The organism is Agrilactobacillus composti DSM 18527 = JCM 14202 (assembly GCF_001436375.1).
Taxonomy (GTDB): Bacteria; Bacillota; Bacilli; order Lactobacillales; family Lactobacillaceae; genus Agrilactobacillus; species Agrilactobacillus composti.
Window position 1 is genome coordinate 281,333 of the sequence record NZ_AZGA01000002.1, and the last position, 13,903, is coordinate 295,235.

Below are 13,903 nucleotides of genomic sequence, written 5' to 3' on the forward strand. Positions count from 1 at the left end.
TTACTTCCCGACCCAACTTAATTAATTATCTGTGGCAACATTATATTCAATTTTGCCCGCATTTATTTCTAGAAGACGTCTATCAGAATTATTAGGGTTTTTTATCAAGATATGTGAAGCTCCACCAGCGTCTTCAATCTCAGCTGAATCCTGTTTTAAAATATCCACTAATTCATTCCAGTGGTCTTCATAATTTCTACCGACGACTTCCGAAAACATATCTGACTCACCGCTGAATTTAACAGTTAGTCCCTCGTCATCATAAATAACATGATAAGCATGGGTATCACTACTATCCGGATCAGCCATCGCATCAGCTAAACCATCAACATCATCAATATCGTCAATCACCACGTCGGCATTTTTCTTAGCACTTTTATAGAAACGATTATCACTGTCACTGCTACTGTCATCGTTCGTGCTATTTTGAGTTGTCGTCGTGTCTGTTGCCTGACTTTGCTGGTTATGGTAAACCCCAGCTACGATAAATAGCAGTACAACAATTACCCCAATAATACCGAATACGATTTTAATCCCCGTAGTATTCACGTCGTCTGCTTTGGTCTTTGGCCCCTGATTGTGGTCGACTTGCTGTTGCTTGCGCGGTGGTTGAGCCGGCAGCGGGTCTTTAAATTGATAACCGCATTTTTGACAAAACTTAGAACCGGCTATGCGTTTAGTCCCGCATTTAGGGCAAATGGTTTCCGATTGTGGTGTCGCCTTCGTTGGTGTTAAGGAAGCTTTGCTAAAAGCATAACCACACTTTCCACAGAATTTAGCACTGACTTGATTCACACTGCCACATTTGGGACAGATTTTGGTAGTTCCATCACTATTTGCCATTTTTTCCTCCCAATTTCAACATACTTCAGTTATCTGTTGCGACATTATAGCTGACTGATCCGTCGTTAACTTCTAGCAATATCTTGTCGCTATTTCTGGGATTTTCAACCTTGATGACTGAATGTCCCCCAACTTCCCGAATGGCGGCAGAATCCTGTTTTAAAATACGGACCAGCTTATCCCAATGGGCGCCATAATCCGAGTCAATAATTTCAGACATTAGATCAGAATTCGCCCCAAATCTAATCATTAACCCCTCATCCCCATAAGTGACATGGTAATTATATGTATCCTTACTATCTGTATCCCCCAAAGCAGCAGCTAAACTACGATCGGCATCAATATCAGCAATAACTGCATCCGCATTTTTTGAATCGTTTCTTGAAAAGCGACTATAACTGCTGGTCTCAGTAGTACTTTGTGGATTTGCCACACTGGTGCTGGCTGATTTTTGATAGTGATGGGCGACGCCAATAACCAGTAAAACAATGCCGATGATCACCCCAACATTGAGCAACATTAACTTCATACCTCTGGTGCTCATGATATTTAACTGCGCTGTGTTAGCCTTGGCACGATCTAACCGTTGCTGTTTGGCTTTTGACAAAGGTTTTTGAAACTGATAACCACATTTATGGCAGAACTTAGCCTTAGCTGTTCTTGGTGTGCCACAGTGAGGACAAACTACTTCTAGTTGTGCAGCTGTTATGCCTTGTGCCGGTGGCGTTGTAGCATTATGGCGAAATGCATGGCCACAGCGACTACAAAACTTGGCCTGCATTGGATTAGTGCCCCCACAAATGGGACAGACTTGGATTGTTTTTTGAATTGTTATGACACCTTCCTCCTCCAAAAGAAATGTGATTTATGACGTTTTAAAAGACGTTCCAAAAAGTTAACACGATAAATTGAAAAAAGAGCGAAAGAAAAATATATCGCCATTTAAATAAATGTAAATGGTCCGCTAATAGCCCGCTGAGTATACAGAACACTACTTGATTTAATCCTAAATAATATAAATACAGATTAATACCGGTCACAACTATCCAATATGTTTTAGCGTCCTTATCTTGCTTAGCTGCCACAGTCTGGGCGCGTTCTTGCGCTTCAGCATCAACCTGACCCCTTTCTTGTTCTCCAACCTGCGCTTGTTGCTGCGCATCTTGTGTTGACGTGTGTTGTGTATTATCTTCGTAATGATCCATTTCCCCAGCCCCACTCTTAAATTGCACATCAAGATTATCCCAAAAATTCAAAAGATAATAATTTATGTGCATTTATTGTAAAAAATTATTGTTCATTTTTCCGAACTTTCAGGTCGAAAAAGTACTGTGATATTGCCCCATCCTCGATTCCCAATAGGTGGGCCAATCTGATAATTTGACCTTGGTCAAACTCAGCTTCATTGTCCAAGATGCGTTGTAAAATATTGACGTCAATTTCAGATTCTTGTGCAATTTCTGCAAAGCTTAAGTGGGTATCCGCCATGCGTTGCTTCAGCTTAGTATAGTTAAAATTGCCCACAAATTTGGCCATAATCTGCCCCCAATCCGTTACATGTAGTTGTACATGTAACTGTACGATATAATTTTAATGGTTTTCTAACCTTCCGTCAATCGCTATCTTGCCGTTTATTCAAAGTTTTGAATCAAGTATAATAACAATATTGGAGGTGCTGAAATGACTAGTTTCAGTGAACGACTCAGAGAAGCGCTTAAACTGCGCAACTATACCCAATCCGATTTGGCCAACGCCACCGGAATCGGCCGCAATTCAATCCACGATTATGTGACCGCCAAATACAAACCCAAGCAGGATAATCTTTATTTAATTGCCCGGGAACTTGGTGTCAGCGAAAGTTGGCTCATGGGCCTGAATGTCCCTAGAGAACGCCAAGCGGATATCTTAGAAATCTTCAAGCAATTAACGAAGGAAAATCAGCAAGCTGTTTTTAAATATGCCAGCAAGAAACTAAAAGGCCAAGAAAAACAGCCTTGATCCTCGTTTAGAACGGCGTAGCCATCCAACTAACTTGGATGGCTTTTTTAACGATCCGATTTACCCAATCTCCATATTCTTCTTTCAAAAGCAACCATAAAGTTAAACTGGTACAATGTCCTTAAGGTATTGTCGCCAAAACAAGCCATCTGCTGATCGAACATAACCCCGTCTCAATACGCTAAGATTAGGCATCAAATGAGTAGTTAATGATTAATCTTATTTAGTCTCCTGATGTGTAATCTTTTTTAAGTACGCATTAAATATACCCCTTGTTGTTATTTTCTGTCAAACACTTTATTTAGTATGCCCTAAAAAAGACTAGCCCCCAGCTTGGCAATCTCTTGCCAATACTGACCAGCTAGTCTTTTTATTATATTCTAAATGCTAGTGAAGTTTAAATCGATTCCTGGGCAAAAGCCGCCACAATCTCATCACGCCGCTGCAAGAAAGTTTCGTTGTGCCCGGTGGGATGAATCCGATTGGTCAACACGATCATGGCATTTTGATTTTGCCGATCTAAGGCCATAAAAGTCCCCGTGTAGCCCGTGTGGTACAACAACCAATGTTGGTCCCCAAACCCCTGGCGTAGATCCCAGCCCAAGGATCGCGGTTGGTCTGGCAAGTTCGAGTAGTTTTGATACAAATCGGCTAAAACATGCTGGTCAACTGGCGCTGTTTCGGGCACGTATTGGCCTAACATATACCGGGCAAACTTCACCGTATCCGGCAAGGTGCTAAACAAACCCGCCGAAGCGCAGTGTATCCCTAAAATACGCGCCTTAGGATCATGGACAACGCCTTGGAGCAATCCCGTTTTCGGATCATAAACCGTGGGGATCGTCTGGGCCTTGTCTGGCGTAAAGGTACTTTGAGCCAAACCTAAAGGCTTCAAAACCTGGTCGGTCAACACTTGTTGGACAGGTTGTTGATAGATGGCCTCGATGATAAACCCTAAAAAAATCAAGCCAATATCTGTATACTTCACCTCTCGCTCAAACCCCGGCCCCACTGGCAATTGCAATAAAGCCGCCTTTAATTGGGGTGCTGGCAGTTCATTGCGATGGGGAATATAACCGGCAATGCCTGAGGTATGGGTCAATAAATGCTGGACGGTCACCCGATCATCTTGAAACTCAGGTAAAAATTGCTGAATGGGCGTCTGTAAACTTAGCTGTTTTGCGTTAATCAGTTTTAAAATCATTAACGTGGTGGTCATCACTTTGGTTAAGGAGGCCATGTCATAGTATTGGTCTGGCTTTAACGGTTTTTCTGTGGGGACCCATTGGCTTTGCCCTTGATAATGCAGTTGGGCCTGAGAATCGGTGATAAATGCAAAACTGACCCCCGGTACAACATGTTGGCTTACCATCTGTTCGATTAAAGTTTGTGTTTTTGAAAAATTGGTCAAAATAAGGCTCCTAAGCAATGGAGAACCAAAGGCGAATATTGTTTGGATCTTGCAACATCAAATAGTGATTAGCTGCCGAATAATCGTAGCCTTTGACGCCATTGTCTTCTAAGTTTTGTAATAATAAATCCATTTCACTCACACCTGGGAGCACGATATTCACAAAATCTAAGCCTAAATCATTATCGCCAATCAATTGCAATTGATCACGATCTTCACCGGCTAAATTGACCCCAATGTGATGATGATAATCACCGGCGGATAAAAAGCGTTCCTTAGTATCCCCAGTTTTCTTCAAATTAAAGCCCAGGCTCTTGGTGTAAAAATCAGCGGTGGCCGCCATATTTTTGACCCGCAACTGTACATGGCCAATGGTCGTCCCACTAGGTAAGCCAGACAGGTGCCCAGATTTATGTTGCAAAATATCCGCTGCTTTAATGGTCCGGGTGACTTCGTTTTCCCAATCAAATTTATCCATGGATTGCCACAATTCAATGGATTTATCCACAGCAAATTCCACGCCATTACCTTCTGGATCAATAATATCAAAAGCCTGGCTATACCCATTTTCGTACAGACCGGTCAATTTAATATCATTACTTTGTACATGCTCTAACATCAACCCCAATTGACTACTGTGGGGAAGCAAAATTGCAAAGTGCTCCAAACCAGTTTTAAGCGTATCCGTGGCCTTGGCCGGAACATGCCGCAGTGTTAATAACACCTGTTGGTTGATCCGCACGCCCAAATAAGTGGTGTCTTCTGTTTGTTTCAAAATATCAAAACCAACTATCTTGGTATAAAAATCACTCATAGATTGCAAATCGGCAACTTTTAACGCAATGAACCCAATGCGGGTTTCCGGTGCAATATGAAAGTCTTTCATTTAAACATCATCCTTAAATTTTGAATTAGCGTAGCTTTGTAACCGACTACATTACTATCTCTATCTTACCACTAATCAAAATTACAGTGTCTGATGGTGTTTGGAATCAAGACTAGCCCACGTTCTTTTTATATGTCCGAATCTTTGGGGGTTCATAGTTGGCCATAAACGTCATGATATGGTCTAAGTCATCCGAAAATAGGATCTTCTCCCGGTCTTCAGAGGACAAAAAAGCTTTTTGGGTCATTTGATCTAGCATGGTTTGCAATGGATCATAATACCCGTGCACGTTGTAAAAAACACAAGGGTTTTCGTTATCCCCTAAGCGGGCCCAAGAAATAGCTTCGATAATTTCTTCTAAAGTACCCACCCCACCGGGCAGCGCAATACAGCCATCAGATAAAGCCAGCATGCGTTCCTTACGAATGGACATATTGGCCACAACTTCTAAATGGGTGACTTGCTTTAAAGCCGCCTGGCGATCCAATAATTCTTGGGGAATCACGCCATAAACTGTTCCCCCTTGTTGCAAGACGGTATTGGCCAAGACACCCATTAAGCCAAAGCGGCCCCCGCCATAAACCAGGTCTAATTGATGCCGTACCAGCCAGTTGCCTAATGTTTGGGCACTTTGTTCATAAATAGGACTATCACCACTAGCAGCCCCGCAATATACTGCAATTTTCTTCATATACGTTCACCTGACTTAAATATAGTTATTGGATTTTATTTTACCCCGAAATACGCGGGTATGCCAATTAAAGTTCTCTTGGGTCTAAAAAACCTGCCGGCAAGTGTGCTGACAGGTTCACTTTAAATATTAAAAGAATAAATGACCACTGGTAGCTGCCATGATCGCTTTAATGGCTGGCATCCGGTTATGGGCTTCTTCAAAGACCACAGACGCTGGTGACAAGAATACCTCATCGGTAATTTCTAAAGCATCCAAATGATATTTTTCGCCAAATTTCTTCCCAGTGGTGGTCTTCAAATCATGGAAAGCCGGCAAACAGTGCATGATGATTGTTTCTTTTTTGCCGGTAGCCGCCACCAAATCAGCATTGATCTGATAAGGCAACAGCAATTTGATCCGTTCACCATAATCCACATCTTCACCCATGGATACCCACACATCAGTATACAAGGCATCTGCCCCGGCCACGGCGGCCTTGGCGTCATCGGTGATCAACAATTGACTGCCAGTAGTTTTAGCGATGGCTTGAGCTTTTTGGACAATTTCTTCTTCCGGTTGCCGTGACTTAGGGGCCCCAATATGTATGTTCACCCCTAATAAAGCGCCGGTGATCAACAAAGAATGGGCCACGTTATTTTTGGCATCCCCTAAATAAGTCAAGGTGAGCTGTTTCAAGGTTTTAAAGTGAGCCTTTAAGGTCATGAAGTCCGCAATCATCTGGGTAGGATGCCATTCATCGGTCAAACCATTCCAAACGGGCACGCCACTTTCTTTGGCCAAAGTCTCCACTGTCTCTTGGGCAAAGCCCCGGTACTCGATGCCATCGTACATGCCACCTAATACTTTGGCGGTATCGGCCACGGACTCCTTATTGCCCAATTGGATATCGTTGACCCCTAGAAATTCTGGGTGGGCCCCCAAGTCATTAGCAGCAACTGTAAACGCTGAGCGGGTCCGGGTTGAAGTCTTCTCGAACAGCAACGCGATATTTTGACCCTTTAAATATTCATGGGGAATATGATTGGCTTTGAGATCATCTAAGTGACTGGCAAAATCAATCAAAAACTCTAATTGTTCTCCAGTGAAGTCTAACTCTTTTAAAAAACTTTTACCTTGAAATGGATTCATATGGGACCTCCTGCAAAACTTGTTTAATTAGGCTAATACCTTGGTGCAATGCTGCTGTTGTAGTCACTAATGGTGGTAACAGGCGTAAGACATTATGTTTAGCCGTTAGGGTCAATAACCCCACTTTTTGGAGTTGTTGAACCACTTGATCCGCCGACAATTTGTCTGTTAATTGAATCCCAGCCATCAAGCCCAGGCCACTGACAGCCACCACGTTGGGTAAAGCGGCCAAGTTAGCTTGTAAATCCTGTTGGAATTCTTGACCTTTGGCTTTGATATCCTTTAAAAAGTCAGGGGTCAGTTGTTGTAAAACCCCTTTAGCCGCGGCCATGGCGATCAAATTACCTCCAAAGGTTGAACCATGACTACCGGGGCCAAAGTCCTTGGCAAAGGCTTTACGGCCAATCACTGCCCCCACAGGTATACCGTTGGCCAAAGCCTTGGCTAAGGTCACGATATCCGGATCCAAATTAAACTGTTCATAGGCGAATAAACTACCGGTCCGCCCCATGCCGGTTTGAACCTCATCAATGATCAATAATACCCCAGTGGCCTGACATTTTTGATTCACAGCCTGTAACCAAGCTGGATCCCCTAAAACGACCCCGCCTTCCCCTTGAATCACTTCTAAGATCACCGCTGCTAAATCAGGGGTGATCTGAGCTAGGGCTGCCTGTTCATTGTAAGGGGCAAAACTGATGTCCGGAACAAAGGGCCCAAAACCGGTTTTAATGGCAGCGTTATCGGTGGCGGATAAAGAACCATAAGTACGGCCGTGAAAGCCATTGGTAAAGGCTAAAATGCCAGCTTTACCGGTGACTCGGCGGGCCAATTTGATGGCTGCTTCATTGGCTTCTGTACCTGAATTACAAAAGAAGACTTGCTTGTCGGCCGCTCCCACTAACAAATGGGCCACTTGGTCCTGCAGGTCATTTTCATAAAGATTGGAAATATGCCAAAGCTTGTCCACTTGATCATGGACCTGGGCCAATAGTGCTGGGTTTTTATAACCTAAATTACAAACACCAATGCCACTGGTGAAATCTAAATAAGTTTTGCCATTGGTGGCAGTTAACTGACTGCCTTGACCGGTACTGGGTTCAATTTGGTAACGTTGATAAGTTGGATACGTATACTTCATTTAAAGAGCTCCTTGCATTTTTATTAAAGTAAAACTAAGGTACCGGGTTTACTGATATCATTTAAAATTTCGACTTGTTGCACCCCGGCTTTGATGGCTTTATAAGCAGCGGTAACTTTAGGCACCATCCCGCTGGTTAAAATATCACCATCGATCAGGCGCTGAATTTGGGCTTCATGGACATTTGGCATCACGTGGCCGTAATACATCAAGCCGGGGACGTCAGTGACTAAAATCAAGCGGTTAACCTGCAATGTTTGGGCCACAAAAGCCGCCATGCTATCCGCATTGACGTTTAACCAAGTGCCGGTGGTGGTTTGGCATAGGGGGCCAAAGATCACAATCTTACCGGCATCAATGGCTGCCAAAGTGCTGGCGGGGATTTCTGTGGGTGTGCCCACGAAACCAAAATCTTGTTGATTTAAGAATTCCCCTAGTACTGGCTGGGCTTGGGGTAAGTTGGCCCCAACGGCATCTAAGCCATGGTCAGCCATTAACTTTAGGAGTTTAGGTTGGATCGTATTGATCACCAAATTCTGGGTGATGGCCATGGTCTGGGCATCGGTGACCCGGATCCCTTGGCGTTTCACCACGGACAGGCCTTTTGCTTCACAAGCTGCTGAAATCATTGGCCCGCCACCATGTACGAGCACAATGTGAACATCTTGGTTTTGCAGAGTTCGTAAACGTTGGAAAAATTTCTCATCCATTTGACTGATTGCATTGCCGCCGACTTTTATCACGATTGTTTCGCACATGGTCATTATCTCCTTTGATTTCTTAGATTATTTTTAAATTGTCTGCTACTTTGATTTAAGTATGATAGCTGGCATTAATTTTCACATAGTTGTAAGTTAAATCACAGCCCCAGGCTTGGCCATTGGCTAAACCGGCGTTTAAATCCACGTCGATTTGAATAGTTTTCTTACCCATCGATGCGGCTAATTTAGCTTCGGGTGTAGCGGCAGCGTGGCTATCTTCAACTAAGGGCAATTGATTGAGCCAAACACTGAGATGGGCCACATCAACTTTGGCCTGGGTTTGGCCAATGGCGGCCACGATTCGGCCCCAGTTAGGATCCTTGCCAAAAATGGCTGATTTCACCAGGTTGGAGCCAACAATGGCTTTAGCAACTTGTTGGGCTTCTTTGGTGGTAGCGGCATGGGCCACGTTGACTTCCACTAACTTGGTGGCACCTTCTCCGTCTCCAGCGATGTGTTGGGCCAAGTAAGCCATCACCGCATGAAAAGCACTGGCAAATTTGTCATAATCTTTGGTGTCGGTTTGAATCTCTAAATTATCAGCTAAGCCATTGGCTAAAGTGACCACCATGTCATTGGTGGAAGTATCCCCATCCACCGTGATTTGGTTGAACGTTGATTCGGTTTGATCACTGAGCAGGGTTTGCAAAGCTTCGTGGCTAATGGCAGCATCGGTGGTGATAAAGCCTAACATGGTGCACATGTTGGGATGGATCATCCCAGAACCTTTGCAAAAGCCACTGATCGTCACGACTTGGCCGTTTAAATGTAATTGCACGGTGATGGTCTTGGCTTTGGTATCGGTGGTTAAAACGGCTTTGGTGACTTTGTCATTTTTAGTCAGTTGCAACTGGGCGATTCCAGCGGCAATTTTATCCATGGGTAGTTGGGCCCCGATGAGCCCGGTGGAGGCAATGCCAATTAAGCTGGGATCAATGTTTAAGGCGGCGGCGGCTAATGCTTGGGTCTTAGCCGCATTTTGAAAGCCCTCTTCACCGGTACAAGAATTGGCAATGGCACTATTTAAAACCAGTGCCTGGAGTTGATGATTTTCTTTGATCAACTGCTGGGTGATCGTGGTAGGAGCAGCTTTAAACTGATTGGTGGTATAAACCCCAGCAGCAGTGGCTGGTACGGCAGAATATAACCAACCCATGTCGAGTTTTTCGTGTTTCAAACCAGCATGCAGGCCATCACTATAAAAACCAGCGGGCCAAGTGAATTCAATTTTTTCATACATCTTAGTGGTGGGTGCCATAACTTTCATAATAGATAGCCTCCTAAAAGCCTAATGTGGTTGTGGGCAGTGCCGTGGTTTCGGGATAATCAAATAATTTATTAAAATTCTGAACAGCTTGACCCGCAGCGCCTTTGAGCAAGTTATCAATGACACTGACGATCACGACTGTTTTGGTAGCGGGGTTATAACTGACACCAATATCACAATTGTTTGTGCCCACCACCCGCTTTAAATCGGGCATCTCCGTGGCCGAAACGTGGATAAAGGGTTTATCTTGATACTGCGTTTCATATAAGGCTTGCACCTGGTCCGTGGTCAAGTCGGCAGTGGCTTTGGCATAAATCGTGGCCATGATCCCTCGATCCACCGGGATCAACGTGGTACTAAATTGAATCGCCTTTAAATCTGAATTAAATTTCTGTAATTCTTGAACGATTTCTGGAATATGTTGATGTTCATTGAGTTTATACATTTGTAAGTTCTCGTTGATATGCACGAAATGAGAACTGTCAGTAGCTTTCTTGCCTGCCCCTGACAACCCCGACTTGGCATCCACGATGATGCTGTCTAGATCAATGACCCCGCTTTGCAGCAAAGGCGCAGTGCCCAAAATCGTGGCGGTGGCATAACAGCCGGGATTGGCAATGTAGTGGCTGGTGGGATTTTCAAATTCAGCGAGCCCGTAAGTGGCCTTGGCTAAATCAGCCGCTGGTGCCGCCGGTTTGTGATACCACTTAGTGTAACTTGCCGGGTCCTTTAAGCGATAATCCCCGGATAAATCAATCACCGGAAAATCGGCGGCGATAAAGGGCTTAGCCAATTGACTGGTGACCCCCGCCGGTGTGGCGAAGAAAATCACATCGTCTTTAGCCATGATGGTGGCCGGATCAAAAGCGGTTATTTTAGTATGAATATTCAAAGCGGCGATATCTAATGTTTGCTCTGCCTCAGTGTCACGTCGCAGATGTCCATAGAGGTCAATCCCCTCAACACCGGGATGATTTAATAATAATTGATATAATGCCTGACCACTATAGCCACTGACACCAACTAAAGCAATATACATGTTAGCACCTCTTTATTCATGAAAATGAATATTTATTTGATGTTCATTAGAATACACTCATTTTCTGACAAATGCAAGCCTTTTTTCATTTTTTTGTATATATTATTAGGTTTATACATTTAAATTGAATATATATACCATTATGCAGCTAAAAATCGAATAAAAAAAGCCCCCTGCAACTTTCAAATTGCAGAGAACCTAAGTTAGGCGATTATTGGTCATCTGGGGCATGATGTTTAAAATACAAGCGGATGCCCACAAAGACGACGGCTAAAACCGCCTCAACAATCAACAGGATTTCAATCACTAAGTCCCCTTTACGGACAATACTGGCTCTTGTAATGCGCCGATTGCCTAAAGCGAAGACGCTGCTGGAACTATCTTTTCTGCGGGAATTGGCTTTGGCGGCACTGCTGGCCAGTTCAGGGGCGACTTCATAATGCATATTATGATCTGGGTTCACGGCGACTTGGTTAGCCGATTTAGGACTAGTGTCGCTTTTATCCGACCCGGATTTAGGGTCATTCATGGCGATATCCTTATCCACTTCATAAGGCATGTAATTTTTATCTTGGCCCTGTTTATCATTAGCAGGCCGATTTTGATTTTGGGATTGAACAGCATCGGAAACTGCCGCATTTTGAGCAGAATTACTCTGGTTCGTGCTGGTTGTGGGTTGGCTAGTGGCTGTACTATTATTGCCACCGGTTGTTCCACCAGTACTTGGGGCTGTTGTATTACCCCCTTGATTACCACTATTACCGCCACCAGTGCTAGTCGAACCAGTACTGGTGGTCGTACTGCTGCTGGAACTGCTACTAGGTGTTGAACTAGCACTATCACTGGTAGAACTACTTTGAGAACTGCTGGAACTTTGACTGCTGGAACTGCTAGAACCTGATTGGCTAAAGTCAGAAGATATGGTCCATGGTGCTGGTGTGGCCGTATTTTGTGGTTGACCACTAATAGGCAAAGGTAGTGTCATCGGATCCTCATTTGCCGCTTGGACATTTTGGCTGCTGCCATTAAAGACAGCGATACTACCCGCCAGACAAAGCAATGCCAGCCAGATACCGCGGATGAGACGAGATGCTCTTGGCACTATTTTCCCCTTCTTTCATGTCAAGTTTTGCAAACTAAACGCTATGATTAAGTGGCTAATCCCACTGAATGTCATTGTAATTTCTAAAATTGCTAGACGCTTACATTTAGAAGATACATAGACTATGATACCACGATATGGGTTTTATTTCAGATATGTTACAAAAATAATACCTTCTATTACTAATGTGTCACTGTCAAAACAATTTTTTAAAAAAAGGTTAAGCTCCCATCCCCATTTTTGCCGGGGATAAATTGTCACAACATGACTTGCTAAATGTTTTTTTACAGACTACAATAAAATTATGTGAAATTTTTATCAATCCATGTTCGCCAAAATTTATTTTACTAGGAGTCGATACATATGGAAACTGTACAACCTGTTAGCAACAGCATTCAATTCATTGGCTGTAATGATCGCCGCTTGGAACGTTTTGAAAACTTATTCCCCCTACCTAATGGGATGAGTTATAATTCATTTTTCATTGATGACACCAAAACGGCCATCTTAGATACAGTGGATTCAAGTGTGACCTTGCAGTATTTGGAAAATGTCAAATACGTCCTGAAGGGGCGGGATTTAGATTACTTGATCATCAACCACATGGAACCGGATCACTGTGCCAACATCGTGGAATTAGCCAAACTTTATCCCAATATGAAGGTGGTGGGCAATGCCACGACCTTTGAATTCTTTGAACATTTCTACCCTAACTTTGACCTGAAACCAAATTACTATTTGGTCAAAAATAAAGATGAACTTTCTTTAGGGCAACACACGCTCCAATTTGTTTTTGCCCCCATGGTTCACTGGCCTGAAGTTATGTTTACTTATGAACAATCTGAAAAGATTTTGTTCTCCGCGGATGCCTTTGGGACTTTTGGCGCAATGAATGGCAATTTGTTCACGGATGAAATGGATTACGGGGAATATTATGGGGATGCCTGCCGCCGGTATTATGCCAATATCGTGGGTAAATATGGCAAACAAACCACCCGGGCCATGAAACAAGTGGCCAAGCTGGACGTCGCCATGATTGCCCCACTCCATGGCCCAATTTGGCGGAGTAACTTAACCTATATCTTAGACCGTTATCAAAAATGGGCCAGCTATACCCCCGAAAAACCGGGCGTCGTTATTCCTTATGGCTCAGCCTATGGCAATACGGCTTCTGCCGTGGATTATCTGGCCGCTGAATTATCCAAGCGCGGCGTTGAAGATATTCGAATCTATGATGTGGCCAAGACCCATCCTTCTTATATAATTGCAGATATCTTTAAATACAGTCACGTTGTCTTTGCTTCTATCACTTACAACTCTGCCATTTTTCCAGCTATGCAAAGCTTCTTAGATGAAATGGCCCAATTGATGATCAAAAACCGCCAGTACGCCTTGATCGGTAACGGCAGCTGGTCACCCATGTCTTCCAAGTTAATGGGTGAATTCATGGCTAACCAAAGTGGCTGGACTAATTTAGCCGACACCATCACCTTACGCACCACCATGGCTGAAGATCAAAAAGTCACTTTAAACGCCTTGGCTGATACCATTGCCCAATCCATCAAAGCTGAAACTGTTACCAATTAGCCTTTACTTGAACAGTTTTCAAAAAAGTGACACAATTGCTTCATTA

15 protein-coding genes are annotated in these 13,903 nt (G+C 43.7%); 2 read left to right on the forward strand and 13 right to left on the reverse strand.

The genetic code is table 11. The features are described 5' to 3' along the window. Positions 1-21: 21 nt before the first annotated feature. The 4 genes from FC83_RS01665 to FC83_RS01680 form a co-directional block, all read right to left on the reverse strand. Positions 22-843 carry a zinc ribbon domain-containing protein gene (locus FC83_RS01665; RefSeq protein WP_057002301.1) on the reverse strand — a complete coding sequence of 274 codons (822 nt, stop codon included), beginning with the start codon at positions 841-843 and terminating at the stop codon, positions 22-24. A gap of 25 nt (positions 844-868) precedes the next feature. Beyond that, on the reverse strand, positions 869-1,696 hold the full coding sequence (locus FC83_RS01670) for a zinc ribbon domain-containing protein (RefSeq protein WP_268744897.1): 828 nt from the start codon (positions 1,694-1,696) through the stop codon (positions 869-871). A gap of 22 nt (positions 1,697-1,718) precedes the next feature. After that, positions 1,719-2,048: a hypothetical protein gene (locus FC83_RS01675; RefSeq protein WP_152537794.1), complete on the reverse strand. Its 330-nt coding sequence runs from the start codon at positions 2,046-2,048 to the stop codon at positions 1,719-1,721. 85 nt (positions 2,049-2,133) lie between these two features. Continuing rightward, on the reverse strand, positions 2,134-2,379 hold the full coding sequence (locus FC83_RS01680) for a helix-turn-helix domain-containing protein (protein ID WP_035455470.1): 246 nt from the start codon (positions 2,377-2,379) through the stop codon (positions 2,134-2,136). Positions 2,380-2,523: 144 nt separating this feature from the next. Here FC83_RS01680 and FC83_RS01685 point away from each other — a divergent pair, with 144 nt between their 5' ends. Further along, positions 2,524-2,841, forward strand: a complete 318-nt coding sequence (locus FC83_RS01685; RefSeq protein ID WP_052005013.1) for a helix-turn-helix domain-containing protein — start codon at positions 2,524-2,526, stop codon at positions 2,839-2,841. A 397-nt stretch (positions 2,842-3,238) separates the two neighbouring features. Here FC83_RS01685 and FC83_RS01690 read toward each other — a convergent pair whose 3' ends face one another. The 9 genes from FC83_RS01690 to FC83_RS01730 form a co-directional block, all read right to left on the reverse strand. Beyond that, a complete protein-coding gene (locus tag FC83_RS01690) occupies positions 3,239-4,252 on the reverse strand; it encodes a serine hydrolase domain-containing protein (RefSeq protein WP_236700801.1) in 1,014 nt (337 codons plus the stop codon). A 10-nt stretch (positions 4,253-4,262) separates the two neighbouring features. Further along, the gene (locus tag FC83_RS01695; RefSeq protein WP_035455469.1) at positions 4,263-5,138 is read right to left on the reverse strand and encodes a VOC family protein; all 876 of its coding nucleotides are present in this window, start codon (positions 5,136-5,138) and stop codon (positions 4,263-4,265) included. A gap of 112 nt (positions 5,139-5,250) precedes the next feature. Continuing rightward, entirely contained in the window at positions 5,251-5,829 is a 579-nt protein-coding gene (locus tag FC83_RS01700) for an LOG family protein (RefSeq protein ID WP_035455467.1), read from the reverse strand. A gap of 129 nt (positions 5,830-5,958) precedes the next feature. Then, a complete protein-coding gene (gene argF, locus FC83_RS01705; RefSeq protein WP_057002302.1) occupies positions 5,959-6,960 on the reverse strand; it encodes an ornithine carbamoyltransferase in 1,002 nt (333 codons plus the stop codon). Further along, positions 6,941-8,101, reverse strand: a complete 1,161-nt coding sequence (locus FC83_RS01710; protein ID WP_057002303.1) for an acetylornithine transaminase — start codon at positions 8,099-8,101, stop codon at positions 6,941-6,943. The genes argF and FC83_RS01710 overlap by 20 nt, the downstream gene beginning before the upstream one ends. 23 nt (positions 8,102-8,124) lie before the next feature. After that, positions 8,125-8,859 (reverse strand): acetylglutamate kinase, encoded by a 735-nt coding sequence (gene argB, locus FC83_RS01715; protein ID WP_035455465.1) that lies wholly within the window; start codon positions 8,857-8,859, stop codon positions 8,125-8,127. 55 nt (positions 8,860-8,914) lie between these two features. Further along, the gene (gene argJ / locus FC83_RS01720) at positions 8,915-10,129 is read right to left on the reverse strand and encodes a bifunctional glutamate N-acetyltransferase/amino-acid acetyltransferase ArgJ (protein WP_152537793.1); all 1,215 of its coding nucleotides are present in this window, start codon (positions 10,127-10,129) and stop codon (positions 8,915-8,917) included. 13 nt (positions 10,130-10,142) lie between these two features. After that, the gene (argC, locus tag FC83_RS01725; RefSeq protein ID WP_057002304.1) at positions 10,143-11,168 is read right to left on the reverse strand and encodes an N-acetyl-gamma-glutamyl-phosphate reductase; all 1,026 of its coding nucleotides are present in this window, start codon (positions 11,166-11,168) and stop codon (positions 10,143-10,145) included. Between the two features lie 211 nt (positions 11,169-11,379). Then, positions 11,380-12,270, reverse strand: coding sequence for a hypothetical protein (locus FC83_RS01730; RefSeq protein WP_057002305.1), 891 nt, complete (start codon positions 12,268-12,270; stop codon positions 11,380-11,382). 363 nt (positions 12,271-12,633) lie between these two features. Between FC83_RS01730 and FC83_RS01735 the strand changes: the two genes are divergently transcribed. Further along, complete coding sequence (locus FC83_RS01735; RefSeq protein ID WP_057002306.1) at positions 12,634-13,857, forward strand: FprA family A-type flavoprotein; 1,224 nt, start codon at positions 12,634-12,636, stop codon at positions 13,855-13,857. Positions 13,858-13,903: the final 46 nt, after the last annotated feature.